The organism is Sphingomonas sp. UYEF23 (assembly GCF_040546165.1).
GTDB classification, from domain to species: Bacteria; Pseudomonadota; Alphaproteobacteria; order Sphingomonadales; family Sphingomonadaceae; genus Sphingomonas; species Sphingomonas glacialis.
Map to the genome: position 1 here is coordinate 344,751 of NZ_JBEPNG010000001.1, position 17,856 is coordinate 362,606.

Annotated in this window: 23 protein-coding genes and 1 tRNA gene; 10 read left to right on the plus strand and 14 right to left on the minus strand. The window is 67.6% G+C overall.

Features of this window, described 5'->3' with window-relative positions; genetic code table 11:
* Positions 1-4: 4 nt before the first annotated feature.
* Positions 5-883: a 4-hydroxy-tetrahydrodipicolinate synthase gene (dapA, locus tag ABIB28_RS01560; protein WP_354285862.1), complete on the minus strand. Its 879-nt coding sequence runs from the start codon at positions 881-883 to the stop codon at positions 5-7.
* A gap of 86 nt (positions 884-969) precedes the next feature.
* Here dapA and ABIB28_RS01565 point away from each other — a divergent pair, with 86 nt between their 5' ends.
* The 6 genes from ABIB28_RS01565 to ABIB28_RS01590 all read left to right on the plus strand — a co-directional run bounded on the left by ABIB28_RS01565 (position 970) and on the right by ABIB28_RS01590 (position 5,747).
* Complete coding sequence (locus tag ABIB28_RS01565) at positions 970-2,961, plus strand: lytic transglycosylase domain-containing protein (protein WP_354285864.1); 1,992 nt, start codon at positions 970-972, stop codon at positions 2,959-2,961.
* 45 nt (positions 2,962-3,006) lie between these two features.
* Positions 3,007-3,741 (plus strand): NYN domain-containing protein, encoded by a 735-nt coding sequence (locus ABIB28_RS01570; RefSeq protein WP_354285866.1) that lies wholly within the window; start codon positions 3,007-3,009, stop codon positions 3,739-3,741.
* Between the two features lie 21 nt (positions 3,742-3,762).
* Entirely contained in the window at positions 3,763-4,269 is a 507-nt protein-coding gene (gene greB, locus ABIB28_RS01575) for a transcription elongation factor GreB (protein WP_354285868.1), read from the plus strand.
* Positions 4,270-4,324: 55 nt separating this feature from the next.
* On the plus strand, positions 4,325-4,705 hold the full coding sequence (locus ABIB28_RS01580) for a DoxX family protein (protein ID WP_189674852.1): 381 nt from the start codon (positions 4,325-4,327) through the stop codon (positions 4,703-4,705).
* Positions 4,706-4,831: 126 nt separating this feature from the next.
* Positions 4,832-5,107 carry an acylphosphatase gene (locus tag ABIB28_RS01585; protein WP_189674853.1) on the plus strand — a complete coding sequence of 92 codons (276 nt, stop codon included), beginning with the start codon at positions 4,832-4,834 and terminating at the stop codon, positions 5,105-5,107.
* 67 nt (positions 5,108-5,174) lie between these two features.
* Positions 5,175-5,747, plus strand: coding sequence for a Uma2 family endonuclease (locus ABIB28_RS01590; protein ID WP_354285871.1), 573 nt, complete (start codon positions 5,175-5,177; stop codon positions 5,745-5,747).
* 24 nt (positions 5,748-5,771) lie between these two features.
* Here ABIB28_RS01590 and ettA read toward each other — a convergent pair whose 3' ends face one another.
* Positions 5,772-7,451, minus strand: a complete 1,680-nt coding sequence (gene ettA / locus ABIB28_RS01595; RefSeq protein ID WP_140849044.1) for an energy-dependent translational throttle protein EttA — start codon at positions 7,449-7,451, stop codon at positions 5,772-5,774.
* Positions 7,452-7,552: 101 nt separating this feature from the next.
* Here ettA and ABIB28_RS01600 point away from each other — a divergent pair, with 101 nt between their 5' ends.
* The 4 genes from ABIB28_RS01600 (at position 7,553) to ABIB28_RS01615 (ending at position 10,090) form a co-directional block, all read left to right on the plus strand.
* Complete coding sequence (locus ABIB28_RS01600) at positions 7,553-7,813, plus strand: hypothetical protein (RefSeq protein WP_189674855.1); 261 nt, start codon at positions 7,553-7,555, stop codon at positions 7,811-7,813.
* Positions 7,810-8,253, plus strand: a complete 444-nt coding sequence (locus ABIB28_RS01605) for a type II toxin-antitoxin system VapC family toxin (protein WP_354285874.1) — start codon at positions 7,810-7,812, stop codon at positions 8,251-8,253. Before ABIB28_RS01600 ends, ABIB28_RS01605 begins: the two co-directional genes overlap by 4 nt.
* Positions 8,250-9,653: a M20/M25/M40 family metallo-hydrolase gene (locus ABIB28_RS01610; RefSeq protein WP_354285876.1), complete on the plus strand. Its 1,404-nt coding sequence runs from the start codon at positions 8,250-8,252 to the stop codon at positions 9,651-9,653. Before ABIB28_RS01605 ends, ABIB28_RS01610 begins: the two co-directional genes overlap by 4 nt.
* A 158-nt stretch (positions 9,654-9,811) precedes the next feature.
* Positions 9,812-10,090: a hypothetical protein gene (locus ABIB28_RS01615; protein WP_133188568.1), complete on the plus strand. Its 279-nt coding sequence runs from the start codon at positions 9,812-9,814 to the stop codon at positions 10,088-10,090.
* 44 nt (positions 10,091-10,134) lie between these two features.
* On the opposite strand, the gene ABIB28_RS01620 is transcribed toward ABIB28_RS01615, so the two are convergent.
* The 12 genes from ABIB28_RS01620 to gspG form a co-directional block, all read right to left on the minus strand.
* Entirely contained in the window at positions 10,135-10,788 is a 654-nt protein-coding gene (locus ABIB28_RS01620) for a tetratricopeptide repeat protein (RefSeq protein ID WP_354285878.1), read from the minus strand.
* A 159-nt stretch (positions 10,789-10,947) separates the two neighbouring features.
* The gene (locus ABIB28_RS01625) at positions 10,948-11,346 is read right to left on the minus strand and encodes a VOC family protein (protein WP_133188572.1); all 399 of its coding nucleotides are present in this window, start codon (positions 11,344-11,346) and stop codon (positions 10,948-10,950) included.
* Between the two features lie 85 nt (positions 11,347-11,431).
* Positions 11,432-12,484: a Glu/Leu/Phe/Val family dehydrogenase gene (locus tag ABIB28_RS01630; RefSeq protein WP_354285881.1), complete on the minus strand. Its 1,053-nt coding sequence runs from the start codon at positions 12,482-12,484 to the stop codon at positions 11,432-11,434.
* Positions 12,485-12,511: 27 nt separating this feature from the next.
* A tRNA-His gene (locus ABIB28_RS01635) sits at positions 12,512-12,588 on the minus strand.
* A gap of 54 nt (positions 12,589-12,642) precedes the next feature.
* Positions 12,643-13,374: a type II secretion system protein N gene (locus ABIB28_RS01640; RefSeq protein ID WP_354285883.1), complete on the minus strand. Its 732-nt coding sequence runs from the start codon at positions 13,372-13,374 to the stop codon at positions 12,643-12,645.
* Positions 13,371-13,847 carry a type II secretion system protein M gene (locus ABIB28_RS01645; protein ID WP_354285885.1) on the minus strand — a complete coding sequence of 159 codons (477 nt, stop codon included), beginning with the start codon at positions 13,845-13,847 and terminating at the stop codon, positions 13,371-13,373. The genes ABIB28_RS01640 and ABIB28_RS01645 overlap by 4 nt, the downstream gene beginning before the upstream one ends.
* Complete coding sequence (gspL, locus tag ABIB28_RS01650; RefSeq protein WP_354285887.1) at positions 13,844-14,941, minus strand: type II secretion system protein GspL; 1,098 nt, start codon at positions 14,939-14,941, stop codon at positions 13,844-13,846. Before gspL ends, ABIB28_RS01645 begins: the two co-directional genes overlap by 4 nt.
* Complete coding sequence (gene gspK / locus ABIB28_RS01655; RefSeq protein ID WP_354285889.1) at positions 14,938-15,933, minus strand: type II secretion system minor pseudopilin GspK; 996 nt, start codon at positions 15,931-15,933, stop codon at positions 14,938-14,940. The genes gspL and gspK overlap by 4 nt, the downstream gene beginning before the upstream one ends.
* Positions 15,917-16,543: a type II secretion system minor pseudopilin GspJ gene (gene gspJ / locus ABIB28_RS01660; protein ID WP_354285891.1), complete on the minus strand. Its 627-nt coding sequence runs from the start codon at positions 16,541-16,543 to the stop codon at positions 15,917-15,919. The genes gspK and gspJ overlap by 17 nt, the downstream gene beginning before the upstream one ends.
* Positions 16,540-16,908 (minus strand): type II secretion system minor pseudopilin GspI, encoded by a 369-nt coding sequence (gspI, locus tag ABIB28_RS01665; RefSeq protein WP_354285893.1) that lies wholly within the window; start codon positions 16,906-16,908, stop codon positions 16,540-16,542. Before gspI ends, gspJ begins: the two co-directional genes overlap by 4 nt.
* A complete protein-coding gene (locus ABIB28_RS01670; RefSeq protein WP_354285895.1) occupies positions 16,901-17,377 on the minus strand; it encodes a GspH/FimT family pseudopilin in 477 nt (158 codons plus the stop codon). The genes gspI and ABIB28_RS01670 overlap by 8 nt, the downstream gene beginning before the upstream one ends.
* A complete protein-coding gene (gspG, locus tag ABIB28_RS01675; RefSeq protein WP_354286325.1) occupies positions 17,352-17,792 on the minus strand; it encodes a type II secretion system major pseudopilin GspG in 441 nt (146 codons plus the stop codon). The genes ABIB28_RS01670 and gspG overlap by 26 nt, the downstream gene beginning before the upstream one ends.
* Between the last annotated feature and the right edge of the window lie 64 nt (positions 17,793-17,856).

Genomic DNA, 17,856 nt, shown 5'->3' on the forward strand with positions numbered 1-17,856 from the left:
GGCGTTAGATCCCTGCCGCAGCCAACCCCGTATCGACCGCGCGCTGGCTCGCTTCGCTCGGCCAGGTCATCGGCAGGCGCAGCGCCGTCGGGAAATCCGGGCGGACCTTGTTTACCGCATATTTCACCGGCCCGGGCGAGGCATCGGTGAACAGCGATACGTGCAGCGCGAACAGGCGGTCATGCAGCGCGAGAACCGCGCCGTAATCCCCTGCCCCGCACGCCGCCTGGAACGCCGCGCACAACCGCGGCGCGACGTTTGCCGTTACCGAGATGCACCCGATCCCGCCGGTCGCATTGAACGCGAGCGCCATGTCGTCATTGCCCGAAAGCTGCTCGAACCCCTCGGGGCACGCCGCGCGCTGCGCCGACACGCGCTGGATCACGCCCGTCGCATCCTTGATGCCGATCACGCTCGGCATGGCGTGCGCAATCCGCGCGACGGTCTCGACCGCGATGTCGGTGACGGTGCGGCCCGGCACGTTGTACAGCACGATCGGCAGGTCGCACGACCCCGCCACCGCCTCGAAATGGCGGAAGATGCCTTCCTGGTTGGGCCGGTTGTAATAGGGCGGGACCATCAGCGCCGCGTCGGCACCTGCCGCCTTGGCGGCCTTGATGTTGTGGATCGCGACGCGCGTGTCGTTCGAGCCTGCGCCCGCCAACACCGGCACGCGACCGCGCGCCTGATCGACGCACACCGCGACGATCGCGAAATGCTCCTCGGCGGTCAGCGTCGCCGCCTCGCCGGTCGTGCCGCACGGCACCAGCCCGGCCGAGCCCTCGGCGATCTGCCACTCGATGAAATCGCGATAGGCGCGCTCGTCGAAACTGCCGTCAGCGGCGAACGGCGTGACCAACGCCGGGATCGATCCCGAAAACATAGCGAATTGCTCCTGCGAACCGAATTTCGTCGCATTTGAGGTGTAATGCGCGGGACAAATACGGACCGGAGGCATAGTCTGTCCACATGATTGCATGGCTCTTCAAATCCGGTGTTCTCCTCGCGGGGGTTTCGACCCTCGCCGTTACCTCTGGCGACGCGCAGGATCAGCTCGGCTGGGGTCGCGCGACGCAGGTGCTGACCGGCACGACCGCCACCAACAGCGCGCTCGCCGCGTCGATCGCCGAGTGGAAATCGCTTCAGCAATCGTCGAGCTACAGCTTCGACAGCTACGCCCGCTTCCTGCTCGCGCACCCCGGCTGGCCCGGCGAGACCGCGATGCGGCGGATGGCGGAGAAGGCGCTCGATTCTGGCGGCTGGTCGCCGTCGACCGTGGTCGCGTTCTTCCGGCGCTTCCCCGCGCTGACCGGCGCGGGGAAGACGCGCTTTGCCGAGGCGCTCGCCGCGTCGGGGCAACAGAGCGAAGCCGCGAGCGCGGCGCGCGCCGCCTGGGTCTCGGGAACGCTGTCGAGCACCGACGAGAGCAAGATCCTCGCGACCTTCCCCGGCGCCCTGTCGCTTGCCGATCACGATGCGCGGATGGACATGCTGCTGTGGCAGGGCGCGACCGCGTCGGCGCAGCGCCAGCTGATGCTGACCAGCCCGGCGCGGCAGAGCGTCTTCGCCGCGCGGCTCGCCTTCCGCACCAGCGCGCCTGATGCGGGCGACCGGCTGATCGCGACGCAGGCCTATGGCGCGACCGATCCCGGCTGGATCGCCGACCGGGCGACCTGGTATCGCAACACCGGCGCCTCGGCCAGCGCGCGCAATTCGCTTGCTCAGCGGCCCGCGCTCGCGGTCGTACCGGGCAGCGCCGAGCAATGGTTCGAAGTGCTGCTGACCAACGCGCGCGCCGCCGCCAATGACGGGCAGAATTCGCTCGCCTATGACATCGCGCGCAAGCTCGGCGATGCCTATCCGATCGGCACCGACGTCAGCACGCGGCCTTACGGCGAGCGCGACGACTATACGAGCCTCGCCTGGCTCGCGGGCCGCACCGCGCTGAAGCAGCTCGCTCGCCCGGCGGATGCAGTGCCGCTGTTCGTCAGTTACGCCGCCGCCTCGAAGACCCCGACGACGCAATCGAAGGGCCTGTATTGGGCCGGGCGCGCCGCCGAGGCCGCCGGGCGTCGCGACGAGGCCAACGGCTATTACGCGCGCGCCGCGGCGTTCCGCGATCTGTTCTACGGCCAGCTTGCCGCCGAGCGGATCGGCCAGCCGCTCGTCGCGCCGGGCGATCCGGTGCTGCGTCCGGTCGACCCGTCGACGCGCGCGGCGTTCTATGCGCGCGAGACGGTGCGCGCGGCGCAATATCTCGGCACCGTCGGCAATTGGGAAGACCAGACCGCGTTCGTCCGCCAGATCGCGCTCGATGCCAAGAGCGACAGCGACCATGTGCTCGCGACCGAACTGTCGCGCACGCTCGGGCGGCCCGATCTCGGCGTGATGGTCGGGCGCAGCGCGCTGCAGAACGGGCTCAGCGAATATTCGACCGTCGGCTTCCCCAATGTCCGCGTGCCGGTGGCGAGCCAGGACGACTGGACGATGATCCACGCGATCGCGCGCCAGGAAAGCCAGTTCGACCGCGCCGCGATCAGCCATGCCGGCGCGCGCGGGCTGATGCAGCTGATGCCCGGCACCGCGCGCGACCAGGCTGGCAAGCTCGGCCTGGCGTACAATGCCGCGGCACTGACGACCGATACCGACTATAATATCATGGTCGGATCGACCTATTTCCGGCACATCTACGACATCTACGGCAGCTATCCGCTCGCGGTGGCGGCGTACAATGCCGGCCCGGGCAACGTGAACAAATGGCTCCGCGCGAATGGCGACCCGCGCAGCGGCGGCGTCGACATGCTCGACTGGATCGAGGCGATCCCGATCTACGAGACGCGCAACTACGTCCAGCGCGTGCTCGAGAATGCCGTGGTGTACGATCTGATGAACCCCACGCGCTCGCGCTCGTCGGGGTCGAACCGGATCAGCTGGTATCTCGGCAAGCGCATTCCAGGCTGAGCGCGGAGGCTGGCCCAGCCGATCGCAAGCGTCTAGAATAGTGCGATGAATGACCTTGTTCCGACCGGCAACGTTGCACTGCTGATTGATGCTGACAACGCCAGCCACACCGCGATCGATCCGGTCCTGACCGCGCTCGCAGATCTTGGCACCGTCAACATCCGGCGGATCTACGGCAATTGGAGCAAAGTCGCGCTCAAGGGTTGGAGCGAGGTCGCGCTGCGCTATGCACTCGATCCCCAACAGCAATTCGACTTGACCAAGGGCAAGAACGCGACCGACATGAAGATGACGATCGATGCGATGGACCTGCTGTTGACGGGGCGCGTCACGGGGTTCGGCATCATGTCGTCCGACAGCGATTTCATGCCTTTGGTGACACGCATCCGTCAGCAGGGGCTTCAAGTCTACGGCTTCGGTCGCGCCAACACGCCGGAGGGCTTTCGGCAAGCGTGCAACCGCTTCATCGATGTCGAAACGCTAGAGAAGACCGCCGCCGAGATGCCGATGCCGCTCCCGCCGGCGATCCTGTCGAAAGAGGGAAAGGAACCTGTCGACAGCGCGCTCGTACGCCTCCTGATCGATGCCTATGATGCGTCAAAGCGCGATGGGCAGGGCTTCGCTTCGCTGGGTGAGGTCGGACAGCGCGCGAGCAACCGCTCGAGCTTCGACACGCGAAACTATGGCTTTTCGCGGCTGTCTGATTTGGTCGAGGCGGTGCCCGGTTTCGTAGTCGAACGACGCGACGGCGGCGGCGTCCTTGTCAAGCGCGTCAAATAGCCGGCCGCCGGACAGATCGCGATGACCGACCGCCCCAATTACATCACCCCCGCGGGCTACGCCGTGCTCAGCGCCGAATATCGCCAGTTGCTCGGCGAGGAACGGCCCAAGCTCGTCGACGTCATCTCCTGGGCGGCGGGCAATGGCGATCGTTCGGAGAATGGCGACTATATCTACGGCCGCAAGCGGCTGCGCGAGATCGACCGGCGGCTCGGCTTCCTCGCGCGGCGGATGAAAGCCGCCAAGGTGATCGACCCCGCCCAGCAGCCCGATCGCGCGCGAATCTGGTTCGGGGCAACCGTGACGATCGCCGATGACGACGATGTCGAGCGCGTGCTGACGCTGGTCGGCGACGACGAGACCGATGCCGCGGCGGGCAAGATCGGGTGGAACGCGCCGATCGCGCGGGCGCTCCGCGGCGCGGCGGTCGGCGATCTGCGGCGCGTACTGCTGCCCGCGGGCGAGCGCGCGTATGAAGTGGTGGCGATCACCTACCCGTCAACCGAGCGTTTCATCCCCGGCGATTGACGCTGGGTGGTGCGCCGCACACGGTTGGGCCCTGACCATCAAAGGACCCTTGCCAATGCCGCTCCCCCCTCTCTGGTCGCCCCGCTTGCTCAGCCTGCTGCGGATCATCGTCGGGCTCGGCTTCGTTCAGCATGGCTGCTCCAAATTCTTCGGCATCCCGCCCTTCCCCATGCCGCTCAATCCCTTGCTGACCGTGGCCGGCGTGCTTGAGCTCGGCGGGGGCGCGCTGATCCTGGTCGGGCTGTTCACTCGGCCGGTGGCGTTCGTGCTGTCGGGCATGTCGGCCGCCGCCTATTTCATCGCGCATTTCCCCAAGAGCGTCTTTCCGGCCGCCAACGGTGGCGAAGCGGCGATGCTGTATTGCTTCGTCTTCCTGTATCTCGCCGCGGCCGGAGCCGGCCCGATCAGCTTGGATGCGCGCCGCTCTAGGATGTGAAGCACGGCGTGCGACGGATATTGCGCGCCGTGCGATCGATGGTCGTGCGTTGCGCGATCGACGCGGCTATAGCGCCGGTCCGGCGTGCGTCATTCCAGCGCGCCGTGTCGGGAGCAGTATAAGACAATGACGATGCAACGCGTGTTCGTGAGTGGGAAGGTTCAGCGGACGGGGTATCGCGATTGGGCAGTGCGCAAGGCGCAGGAGCTGGGCCTCACCGGATGGGTCCGCAATTTGAACGACGGGCGAGTCGAATTGCTCGTCGTCGGCGAGGATGAAGCGGTCGTCGCGATGGCCGAGGCGTGCCGCGAGGGATCCGAACATTCGCGCGTCGACCATGTCGAGGCGCTTCCCGCCGACGAGCGCGCGCCAAAGGGCTTCACCAAGCGCTTCACCGCCTAGCGGACTGCACCGAAACGGGGCCAATTTCGCAACTGCGCTTAACCTATAGCAGTGTTATTCTAGGCGCATGAGCGATGCGCCGCCCCTCAATACCGCGCCGCTGCCAGTCCGGCTGCGGGCCGAGGATTATCTGCTGCTTCACCAAGCAGGAGCATTCGCCCCCTACACTCGCACCGAGTTGATCGACGGGGGGGTGTATTTCGTGAACGCACAGCATCGACCGCACGCGCTCGCCAAGATCGAATTGTATGATGCGATCCGCGCGGCGCTGCGGGCGATCGGCTCGCCGCTGCGCCCGCTGGTCGAGGCGAGCATCGCGCTGTCGGGGCACGACGTGCCCGAGCCAGACATCGTGCTGACGAGCGAGCCGCGCGGCGAGGGCTTCGTCCCGCTCCTATCGGTGCACCTCGTCATCGAAGTGTCCGACACGACAATGCACAGCGACATCCGCCGCAAGGTCGCGAGCTATGCCCGCGCCGCGATGCCCGAATATTGGGTGGTCGATATCAAGGCGCGCACGATCCACCAGATGTGGTCGCCCACCGGCGACATCTACGCCGAACGCTGCGCGGTCGCTTTCGGCGATATCATCGCAGCGGCGACGATCGTCGGGTTGAGCGTCGATACGGCGAACCTGTAGGGCCCGCCGCATCGACCGCGCAGATCAGCGCGTCAGCTTCTTGTAGGCCAGCCGCGTCGGGCGGTCGGCCGCATCGCCGAGGCGACGGCGCTTGTCTTCCTCGTACGATTCGAAATTGCCCTCGAACCATTCGACATGGCTGTCACCCTCGAACGCGAGGATGTGCGTCGCGAGGCGATCGAGGAAGAAGCGATCGTGGCTGATGACCACGGCGCAACCCGCGAAGCTCTCGAGCGCTTCCTCGAGCGCGCGCAGCGTCTCGACGTCGAGATCGTTGGTCGGCTCGTCGAGCAGGAGGACGTTGCCACCCTCCTTGAGCATCTTGGCGAGATGGACGCGGTTGCGCTCGCCGCCCGACAGCTGGCCGACCTTCTTCTGCTGGTCCTGGCCCTTGAAGTTGAACGCGCCGACATAGGCGCGCGTGCCGAGCTCCTGCTTGCCGAAGCGGAACACTTCGAGCTTGTCGGACACTTCCTCCCACACCGTGTTCGACGGCGTCAGGTCGTCGCGCGACTGGTCGACATAGCCGAGCTTGACGGTCTGGCCGACTTCGATCGAGCCGCCATCGGGCTGCTCCTGGCCGGTGATCAGCTTGAACAGCGTCGACTTGCCCGCGCCGTTCGGCCCGATCACGCCGACGATGCCGCCCGGCGGGAGCACGAAGTCGAGATTGTCGAACAGCAATTTGTCGCCGTAAGCCTTGGTCAGGCCCTTGGCCTCGATCACCTTGCCACCGAGACGCTCGGGCAGCTGGATCAGGATCTGCGCCTTGCCGACCGAGCGGTTCTCCTGCTTCTCCATCAGCTCGTCGAACGCGCGGATACGCGCCTTCGACTTGGTCTGGCGCGCCTTGGGGGTCTGCCGCATCCAGGCGAGCTCGTCCGAGATCGCCTTGGCCTTGCCCTGCTCCTCGCGATCCTCCTGCTCGAGCCGCTTGACCTTCTTTTCGAGGTAGCCCGAATAGTTGGACTCATAGGTGTAGTAACGCCCGCGATCGAGCTCGAGCACCCAGTTCACCACGTTATCGAGGAAGTAGCGATCGTGGGTGACGAGGATCACGTTGCCGACATAGTCGCGCAGGTAGTTTTCGAGCCAGGCGACGCTCTCGGCGTCGAGATGGTTGGTCGGCTCGTCGAGCAGCAGGATGTTGGGCTTTTCGAGCAGCAGCTTGCACAACGCGACGCGGCGCTTTTCACCGCCCGAGAGGTTGGTGACGGGGCTGTCGCCCGGTGGGCAACGCAGTGCCTCCATCGCGATCTCGAGCTGGTTGTCGAGGCTCCAGCCGTCGACCGCGTCGATCTTCTCCTGCAGGTCGCCCATTTCGGCGAGCAATGCGTCGAAATCACAATCCTCGGGCGGATCGCCCATGATCGCGACGATCTCGTTATAGCGATCGACCATCCCGCCGATCGGGCCCGCGCCCGCACGCACGTTGCCGATCACGTCCTTGGTCTCGTCGAGCTTGGGCTCCTGCGGCAGATAGCCGACCTTGATGCCCTCGGCGGCCCACGCCTCGCCGGTGAATTCGGGGTCGATCCCGCCCATGATCTTCATGAGCGTCGACTTGCCCGAGCCGTTCGGCCCGATGATCGCGATCTTGGCGTCGGGGAGGAACTGGAGCGAGATGTTGTTGAGCACCGGCTTGGGGGCGCCGGGGAAGGTCTTGGTCAGGCCCTTCATCACATAGCTGTACTGCACGGCCATCGGCTGCGGACTCCGGGGGTAAAGATGGTGGATTGTTGGCGTGGCAGATAGCGATGCGCGGGGGCGTTGGCAACGTGGGCGGGGTGCGGTAGCCTGTTGCGATGGAACGGATCGACATCTCGGATGATCGCCGCGTCGCGGATCTGGTCGAAGCGGTCGAGCGCGACGGCGCGGTGGAGATCGTGCGCGATGGCGTGGTGGTGGCGACCGTTGCGGCGCGGGAGCCAGACGTCTCGGCTCGCGAACCGCAGCCTATCGACATCGCGGAACTCGAGCGCTTCCACGCTGAACACCCGATGCCGCGTTTCGAGAAGAGCTGGGGCGAACTGCTCCGCGAAATGCGGGACGAGGACGATCATTGAGCCACTATTGCGATGCCAGCGTGATGGGCACGCTTGTGTTCCGCGATACCGATTGGATCAGCGTGCGGCATTGGATCGAGACGACCAAGCCCAGCCTCAGCTATAGCGACTTCGGCTTCGGGGAGCTTGCCTCGGCGGTCGGTCGGCGGGTCCGGATGCAGCAATTGGATGCTACCAAAGCACAGACGCTGCTACTCGATTTCCCCACGCGTCTTCCCGATTGGGCCCGCACCACTGTCGCGCCATCCGATATCGATGTCGCGACGGGCTACATGCTGCGCTTCGAACTCGGTTTGCGCCTTCCCGACGCGATTCACATTGCCACTGCCGGACGCCTCGGGCTTACACTCGTTTCGACCGATATCCGCCAAGTCCGCGCTGCCGCCTCGCTCGGTGTCGCCGCCATCAACCCCTTGCAAACAGACGGGACTCCTTCTTGACCAAGCTTCGCGCCCTAGCCCCTTGCCTGCTGCTCGCCTCGACCCTGCTCACCGGCCCGGCGCTCGCCCAGCGCCCTGCCCCGCTGGTCGATCCCGCAGTCGCTGCGCTGCGCGACAAGGCGCTGAACGACGACATCGCCTACGACATCGTCGAGGGGCTCACCACCGAGGTCGGGCCCCGCCCCGACGGCTCGCCGCAGGAAGAGCGCGCGCGGCAATGGGCGGTGGCGAAGCTCAAGAGCCTCGGCTTCAAGAATGTGCGGATCGAACCGTATGAACTGCAGAATGTCTGGGTCCGCGGCGTCGAGACGGCGGAGGTGGTCGCGCCGTTCGCGCAGCCGCTGCGGCTGACCGCGCTCGGCAATTCGGGCGCGACGCCCGCCGAGGGGCTGACGCTGCCGGTCGCCTTCTTCCCCTCGCTCGCAGACCTCCGCGCGGCGCCGGATGGGAGTCTTAAGGGCAAGATCGCCTTCGTCTCGAACGCGATGCAGGCCAATCAGGACGGATCGGCCTATGGCCCCGAAGGCCAGGCGCGTCGCGCCGGACCGAGCATCGCCGCGACCAAGGGCGCGAGCGCGATCGTGATCCGCTCGATCGGATCGGACCACGGCCGTGGCCCGCACGCCGGTGTCACCAATTTCGCGCCGGGCGTCGCGCCGATCCCCGCTGCCGCGCTCTCGGTCTCCGATGCGGCCAACCTCGAGCGGATGATCAAGCGCGGCAAGCCCGTCATGCTCCACCTCACCCTCACCCCGACCTTCGTGCCGAGCCACATGTCGGGCAATGTCGTCGCCGAAGTCCCCGGCACCGATCCCACGGCAGGCACGATCCTGATCGGCGGGCATCTCGACAGCTGGGATCTCGGCACCGGCGCGATCGATGACGCCTCGGGGGTCGCGATCACCACCGCCGCCGCAAAGCGGCTGATGGACAGCGGTCGCCATCGCCGCACGATTCGCGTCGTCTGGTTCGGCGACGAGGAGACCGGCGGCCTCGGCGGCTTCGCCTATGCCAAGGCACATGCCGGCGAGACGCACGCACTGGCGGCCGAATCCGACTTCGGCGCCGACCGCGTCTGGCGATTCGAGACCAACCTCCCCGCGACCGCCAAAGCCGTCGGCGATCGCCTCGCCGCCGCGCTCGCGCCGCTCGGAATCGTTCGCGGCAGCGGAATCGGGGGCGACGGGACCGATGTCGGCCCGGCTCTGGCGACCGGCGTCGCCGCGATCGACCTCAACCAGGATGGCACGCGCTATTTCGATTACCACCACACACCCGAGGACACGCTCGAGCGGATCGATCCGCAACAATTGCGTCAGAATGTAGCGGCTTGGACGACAATGCTCGCGATCGTCGCCGATGCGCCCGAGGCAATCGGCCCGGTTACGCCGAAAAAATAGCCCGCGCTCGCTTCGTCGCAAATATGGCCGAAAGGTGGCAGAAGCGCCCGTCTATGGCCGATTTGCGATTGACGCACCGCAGCGGGGCGCTATGCCTCCGATCTTCGCGGGCGGCATAGGGCCGGCTGCGAAGCGCTAATTTGCTTGGGAGCAATTGCATGAAGAAGATCGCCCTTGTTCTCGTCGCCGCCGGCCTGGTCTCGCTCGCCGCTTGCAACAAGAACCCTGAAGCTGCTGCAATCGAAAACAATGCTGACGTCATCGCCGACGGCATCGACAACAACGCGTCGATGATCGACGACATGGCTTCGAACACCTCGAACGCGGTTGCTTCGGACGTCCTGGCGAACAAGGCCGACGAACTGCATGACGCTGCCGACAACGTCCGTGACGCGGGCGAAGCCAAGGCCGACAACGTCGCCAAGGCTGCCAACTAAGATCACTGGGCTTCGGCCCGGGTCTGAAGATTTGGGGCGCCTTCCTAGCGGAAGGCGCCCTTTTTCGTGCCCGCTGCGTCGAGCTGCGCGAGGACCATGTCGAGCGCCGCCAAGCGCAATGCGATCTCGCGACGATACGAGGTGCCAGCGGGCGCCAGGCTGAGCGCCCGCGCCCAATAGCGATGCGCGGTGCGATAGTCCCTGGCCTGCGCGTAAGCGAGCCCTTCGAAAAATGCTGGTGCGGGATGGTCTGGCGCGAGCCGGGTCGCCTGCTCGAACGCGAGCCGCGCCGCGGGGGACATCGCGGCGTCGTGCTGCGCCATCGCGGTCCCCAGCCCGGTCCACAGCGTCAGGCTGCGCGGATAATGGTTGAGGCCGAGCAGGATGACATTGACGCCGCTACGCCGGCTGCCCGCGCGCATCAGCGCGTCCGACGCGATCAGATATGCGCCGTCGCCAGTAAAGCGACCGAGCATCGCGTCGCGCAGCTCGACCATTTCCGGGGCGACCGCCACGGGGATCGCATCCGACACCGCCAGATGTTCGCCAAGCCCGGCGCGTTGCTGAAGCGCATATCCGGCAGCCCCGAGCATAAAGGCAGCGCCGACCAGCGTCCACAGCGAGCGCGACACGCCGCTGGCCCATAAGGCTGCGGCGGCCACGACGCCGATCAGCGCCAAACCGATCCAGCCACTCATTGCGTCTGCTTTGCGTTCATCAGGCTGCTGTACGGGATTTGCGCGCGACGTCTAAGCACAAGTGCAGGGTCTAAGCACAAGTGCGGGGTCTAAGCACAAGCGCGGGGTCTAAGCACAAGCGCGGGCGCGCCGCCGCTTCACGGGCGCTACACCCACGGGTCAGTGGCCAGAACGTATTGGCTGGATCAGATCCCAGCGGTTTCCGCACAGATCCTCGAAGACCGCGACAATACCGTACGGCTCGTGTCGCGGCGGCTCGACGAACCGGACGCCGCGCTGCGTATAGGCATGATGGTCGCGGGCAAAATCATCGGTCTCAAGAAACAGGAACACGCGTCCGCCGCTCTGATTGCCGACCGCGCTGACTTGTGCCTCGCCAACGGCTCGCGCCAGCAGCAGCCCGTTTGCACTACCCGGCGGCGCAACGACGACCCAGCGCTTCTGATCGCCGAGCGCAGTATCCTCGCGAAGCTCGAACCCGAGCGCATCGACGAAGAAGGCAATGGCGAGATCATAATCCGCAACGAGTAGCGAGGTCAGGGCGAGACGCTGTGGCATCCGGCCCTTCTGACCGATAACGCCCGTCGCGCCAATGCCAGACCGCCCCTCAGCGGACGCCCGAGGGCGTCCGAGTGGGCGGCCTTCAGGCGCGGCCGATCAGACGCTGTGCGATCGTGTCGGCGACGTCGGAGATCGGCGCGCCGGTGCGCTCGGCCTCGTCCCACACCTGGAGCAGCCGGTCGGGAATGCGAGCGATACGCGTCTCGACTTCGGCCTGATCGCCGAGGCCAAGATATTCGAGCGCGACGTTGATGATGCCGCCGGCGTTGATGACGTAATCGGGCGCGTACAGGATGCCGCGCGCCTGGAGGGCCGCACCCTCGGCCTTGGTCTCGAGCTGGTTGTTCGCGCCGCCTGCGACGATCGTGGTGCGAAGCGCAGCGATCGATGCCGGGGTCAGGATCGCGCCCAGCGCGTTGGGGCTGACGATGTCGGCCTCGACGCCGAGAATCTCGTCGGCACCAGCGGTCTGTGCACCAAGCTCTTCGGCAAGCGCCCTCGCACGGTCGGCGTTGACGTCCGCCAGCGTGAGCACCGCGCCGTCCTTGGCGAGCAAGCGGGCGAGCCCGCCGCCGACGCTGCCGACGCCCTGGATCGCGACGCGCACGCCCTTCATGTCGGTCGCGCGGAGACCGCGCTGTGCGGCTGCCTTGACGCCGAGATAGACGCCCATTGCGGTGTACGGCCCGGGATCGCCGCCCGCGCTGCCGGCTGCGACGGGGAGGCCCGACACATGCTTGGTCATCGTCGCGATCGTCTTCATGCTCGCTTCGGACATGCCGACGTCTTCGGCGGTCACATAGCGCCCACCGAGCGATTCGACCGCGCGGCCGAACGCCTCGAGCTGTGCGTGGCTGATGCTGTCACCAGGGTTGGCCGCGAGCACGACGCCCTTGCCGCCGCCCATCGGGAGATCGGCCATGGCGTTCTTGAAGCTCATCCCGCGCGACAAGCGCAGCGCATCGGTGATCGCGCGGTCGCTATCGGCATAGTGCCAGAAGCGCACGCCGCCAGCCGCCGGCCCGAGCTTGGTCGAATGAACCGCAATGACCGCGCGAAGCCCCGAAGCGGGATCGGTGAAGAGGTGCACGCCCTCATGATCATCAAAATCGGGGAAGCCCCAGCCGGTGGTCACGGACAAATTCCTGGCTGTTGAAAGAAGTGGGGCGACCGACGGGACTTGAACCCGCAACATCCGGCATCACAAGCCGACGCTCTAACCAATTGAACTACGATCGCCGCAGAGGAAGCGCCCCTAGCGGGGTCGAGGGGCCAGCGTCAAGAATGGATCGTTCAGAATTTACCGTCAATCGACAGCCGATGCCCCGACGGGCTCGGTTGAAAGCCGCTCAGCTCGAGTTTCTGCGCCGCGCTCGGGTCGCTCGGCTTGACCGTGAGGTCCGCGCGGAACCGCCCGTTCAGCCACAGCCGCAACGCGATCTGCTCGGTCCCCGCCTGGCTCGCGAGCGGCAGCAGCAAAGCACCTGCGTCGCAGCGCGCGGTGCCGGTGAGCCCCTGCCCCAGGCTGATCCCTGCAATATCGGCGCCGAGCGTCGCCTTGACGCGCCCCTCGGCACTCTCGCACGTGCCGTTGACGAAATGGACGGTAACGGCGTCGAGATCGATCCCGCTAACCGGCAGCGGCGCGAACACCGCACCGGCGGGCACGCTCGCGGTCATGTCGTCGAGCCCGACGCCGTGCCGCGAAACGCTGATCGCGCCGTGGATCGCGCGAGTCGCGTCCGCACCCGTCGCCGGATTCGCGAGATCGACGCGCGCCCGGCCGGCGAGCAACGCCCAAGGCGACAGCGATGCGCTCAGATCGCCGAGCGCGATGCTGCCGACCTGCGCCTCGCGGAGATGCCCGAACCACACGCTGCCGCTCGCCTCGCGCGCGGCGACTCGCGTTTGCTCGAGCTCGAACGCCCCGAGCACGAAGCGCAGCGGCAGCAGCACGAGCAGCGCCACGACGAACACCGCGCCGAACAGCGCGACGGGGCCGGTCTTCAATCGAAAGCGCGTCATTGGCCCTTCGCCTTCAAGGTCAGCTGGACCGACACGGTACGGTCGGCGCCAGCAGTGGTGGCGAGCCGGTCGACGAGAATCCCCGCCGCCTCGAGTTCGGCAATCCACGCGACCAGCGCGCCGGGTCGCGCCGAGCCGATCGCGATCTCGACTCGGTCGCTGCCCTGCGGCGTGACGCTCGCTAGCGCGAAGCCGGCATCGTTGGCGCGCGCGCGAATCACCGATTCGAGCGGCGCATCGAGCGGGGCGACGCGCAGCGTCTGCGCCGCCTTGACCGCATCGACGCGGATCTGCGTCTCGCCGAGCGCGATCACCGCATCGGCATGCCGCGCCTTGGCCGACTCGAGCGCATCGCCGAGCGGCACGACGAGGAAATAGCACAGCACCAGCAGCGTGAGCACCGCGCCGGTGAGCACGAGATATTGCTCGCGCTGCGTGCGCGCGCGAAACCAGAGGAGCAGGCGCTCGGTCATCGTGGTTTCACCATCAGATCCCCCGAGAGGCGGCCGTTCACCGACTGGAACTGGCCTTGCGGCGTCGCGTCGAACCCGCTCGCGCCAAGCTGGCGCTGCAGGTCGAGGATCTGGCCTTCGTTCTGGACGCCGACGCCGACGCGCACCGTGCCGTTGGGATCGAAGGCGAGCGTGTGCGCTTCGCTTCCCGGCGTCGCGCGGATCGCCGCGAACACCGCCGCCGTGGTCCGGCTGAAGCCCTGACCGCCGCCGCGCAGCCGGTCGAGCCGCGCGGTCAACTGACGATCGGCGTCGCTCACCGCCTCGCCGCGCGCGAGCCCGGTCCGCGCGAGCAGTTCGGTGCGGCGTTCGAGATCATCCGCTGCGGTCGAATATTTGATCAGCTGGACGATCGTGATGAGCAGCGTCACGCCGAGGATCGCCGCACTCAGCCAGCCGAGCCGGCGGACCAGCACCCAATCGACCGCGCGGCGCGTCTTGCGCGCAAACGCGCCCTGGCGAAGATCGAGCGACGGCGCCGCCACCGCCGCAACGATCGCGGTCTCGAGCGCATCGCGCAGCAGGACCACCGGCGCGACCCCGCCAGTGACAAGCTCGGTCAGCCGCGCTTCATCGGCGAACCCGCTCGTGACCCCGCGCACCACGCCCTCGCCGCCGACATCGGCGCGCAGATAGCCCGTCTCGGGCCGCGGCAGCAGCATCGGCGCGGGCAAGACCGCATCGGGATCGACGCCGTTTTCGGCCAGCAGATCGAGCCATGCGCGCATCTGCAGCGCGGAAACGACGCCGATCGGACGCTCGACGACCTCCCCCTCGCGCCCGACCGCGACGTGCAGATCGCCGATCGGGCCAGCGCTTGCATCCGCCGCGAGCATGCGTGCGGCGGTGACCGACTGGGCAAGCGAGCGATCGGGCAGTTCGGCCCAATGCAGCGTCACCGCGTCAGCCGGCGCGACAGCGACACACGCCAGCGGCGTATCGGCGGCGAGCAGCGGAAAGCCCTCGCCGCGCGCCGCGACGGTGTCGCCCGCGATGCGCAGCCAGCGCCACGGCAGATCGGGGGCGGGCAAGAAGAGGACGAGCGTTTCTGTCATGATGGCTCGCCCCATTGCCGCGATACGAGCCGCGCGGGAAGCACCGTCGCGTCGATCAGTCCGGTTTGTTCAAGCGTGGCCCCGCCGAGCGCGACGCGCACTTTGAGCGAGAACCATGTCGTCTTTACGTCGGTCTGCGACGGCGCATCGTCGCCGGTGCTGCTGCGCACCGCACTTTGCGCCCAGAAGGCCGTCGTCGTCGCGAAGCCCAAAGGCGGGCGCTGGAGCAGCACTTGCCGCACCGCCTCGGGCGAAAGGCCGATCCGCAGCATCGCGATCAGCGGCGCCTGCTCCGGCAACAGCGTGTTGACGTTGATCCGCGACAGCGCGGCGATGGGCAAGGTGCACAGCCACGGCCGGAGCTTGTCATAATCGCTGCGCGTCACGCCGCGCACCGCGCGCAGTTCGCTCGGATCGGTCATCAGTGTGTTCGCGGTGCGATAGGGTTGCGCGCCGCCGCGATAATCGCGGTCCTCGGCGCCGCCGGTAATCGGCGAATCGTCGCTGTCGATCCAGTCGGCGGTGGCAGCGGCGATCGCGTCGGGCGATGCCGCTGCGGGATCGACCAGCCGAATCAGTCGCGCAAACTGGATTTGCGCTGGCGTGTAGGCGAAATAGCTGCCGCTTTTCGCGGGCGTCTCGGTCACGAGGCTGTTGAGGTTGAAGCAATTGCCGCCATCGACGACCGTTGCCGTCGCGGTGCCGTTCGGGATCGGCAGCGGGTACGGCGTGCCGCTCCAGCCGCCCTGCAGCGTCACCTTGTCGGGGCTCTTGCGCAGCAACTCGCTGACCCTGACGACCGCGAGCGTCTCGGCCGCGAACGAATAGGCGCGCGCCTGGTCGAGCGCGACGGCGTTGCCGCCGAGCCGCGTGGCGAGCCGCAGTCGTTCGAGCGCGGTCCCGGCAAGCACCGCGATCACCGCGACGAGCAGCAACACCGTGAGCAGCGCGGCGCCGCGCTCGGAGGGTTTGCGCTCAACCGACGCGGTCATCGACGCGCCTCCCATAGCCGGTGCCGACGAGGAAGAGCTGGCGCGTCGCGATCCCGCTGTCGCGCACCACGCGCAGTTCGAGCGCGTCGGGCAGCGGCGATTGCGGGCTGCCGCTCCAGCGGTCGCTCCACGCGCCCTTGATGCGGTAGCGCAGCGCGACCTGGCGGACGTGCGCCAGCAGCGGCGTCGGCGGGAGCGGCGGCGCGCCGTCGAGCATCGGATAGGCGGTCCGCACGAGCGCGCCGTCGACCACGCCATATTCGACCTTCTGCACGCTCGCGCGCGGCGTTCCGTCGAGATTGCTCCAGCCGCTGCGCACCAGCCGCAGCATCGGCGCTGCCGCCGCGCCCGCTTCGCCGGTGAAAGGAGCGAGGACGCGGCCATCCTCGCCGCGCGTCGGGCGCGGCGTCGCTTGCGCCAGATCGGCAGTGAGGATCGCGCCGAGCCGGTTCATCGCCGAGACGTCGTCGAGTTTCACGCCCGTCGCGGTCTGCGCGCGGACCGAGAACGACAACAGCGCCACCCCCGCCGCGGCGAGCAAGCCGAAGATCAGCAGCGAGATCATCACTTCGACGAGCGTGAAGCCCGCGTCGTCGGTCGCGGGCGTCATGGCGCGCGCGTCCCGTCGCGCACCACGGTCAGCCGCCCCGCCTGCCGCCCCGCCGGATCGCGCACGGTGACGTCGATCCGCAGCACGCGAATGTCGCCGGTCGGCTGGACGCTGCGAGTCCAGCTCCACGCGCGCCCACCATTGCTCTCGACGCCGCTCGCCGCGCCGATCGTGGGGGGCTTGGCGTCGGTCATCGCCTCGATCGCGACGTTGCGTGCGACCGTCTGTGCGAGCAGCGTCGTGTCGAGCGTCGAGGCGCCGCGGATCGTCGCGCCCTCGAGCCGGATCAGCGCGAGCGCGGCGAGGCTGAACACCGCGAGCGCGACCATCATCTCGATCAGCGTGAAGCCGCGGGGCTTAGCCACCAACGCGGACCTTGCCGTCATTGCCGACATGGACGACGACGCTCTGCCCGCTGCGCTCGAGCGTCACGTCGAGCGGGCGATCGGTCCCGCCGGTCGAATCGAACAGGATGCGGTCGCGCGTTCCGTCGCCGCTCGGCAGCGCGCGCGTGCCCTTGCCCCACTGCGTCACGCGCAGCGGCTTCTCGGCCATCGCGACCCAAGCGCCGTCGACCCGCTCGTCGAAGCCGTAGCCGCCCTGCGACACCCACACGCTGATCGGCTTGGCGCCGACCACCGCGAGATCGCGCGCGGCGCTGGTGCGCGTCGCGAAGCGCGCGGCCTCGTCGGCGAGACGACCGCGCGGATCGGGCAGCGCGAACACGACGGCCGCACTGGCGAGGCCGATGATCGTGACGACGACCATCAGCTCGATCAGCGTGAAGCCGCGCTCGCCTTTCCGGCGTTTACTGCCAGCTGCCGATATCGGCATTGACGCCCTCGCCGCCTTCCTTCTTGTCCGCGCCGAGCGTCCAGACGTCGGCCTCGCCATGCGCGCCGGGCGCCGCATAGAGATACGGCTTGCCCCACGGATCGAGCGGGAGCTTCTTGATATAGCCGCCGCGCTGGTACTTCGACGCATCGGCGTCCGCGGGGGCCGAGACCAGCGCCTGCAGGCCGTCGGTGGTCGAGGGGTACGAATCGTTCTGCAGCTTGTAGAGATCGAGCGCGCCCTCGATCGTCGAGATGTCGGCCTTGGCCTTGACGATCTTGCCTTTGTCGCCGAGCGGCAGGACGTTGTAGGTGACGATCGCGGCGAGCAGCCCGATGATGACGATCACCACCATCAGCTCGATCAGCGTGAAGCCCGATTCCCCGTCGTCGTCATGCCGGACGTGATCCGGCATCGACGCGAGACGCTCGGCGTCGAGCGCAACGTCGGCGGTCTCGCCTGGACCCCGCATCAAGTCC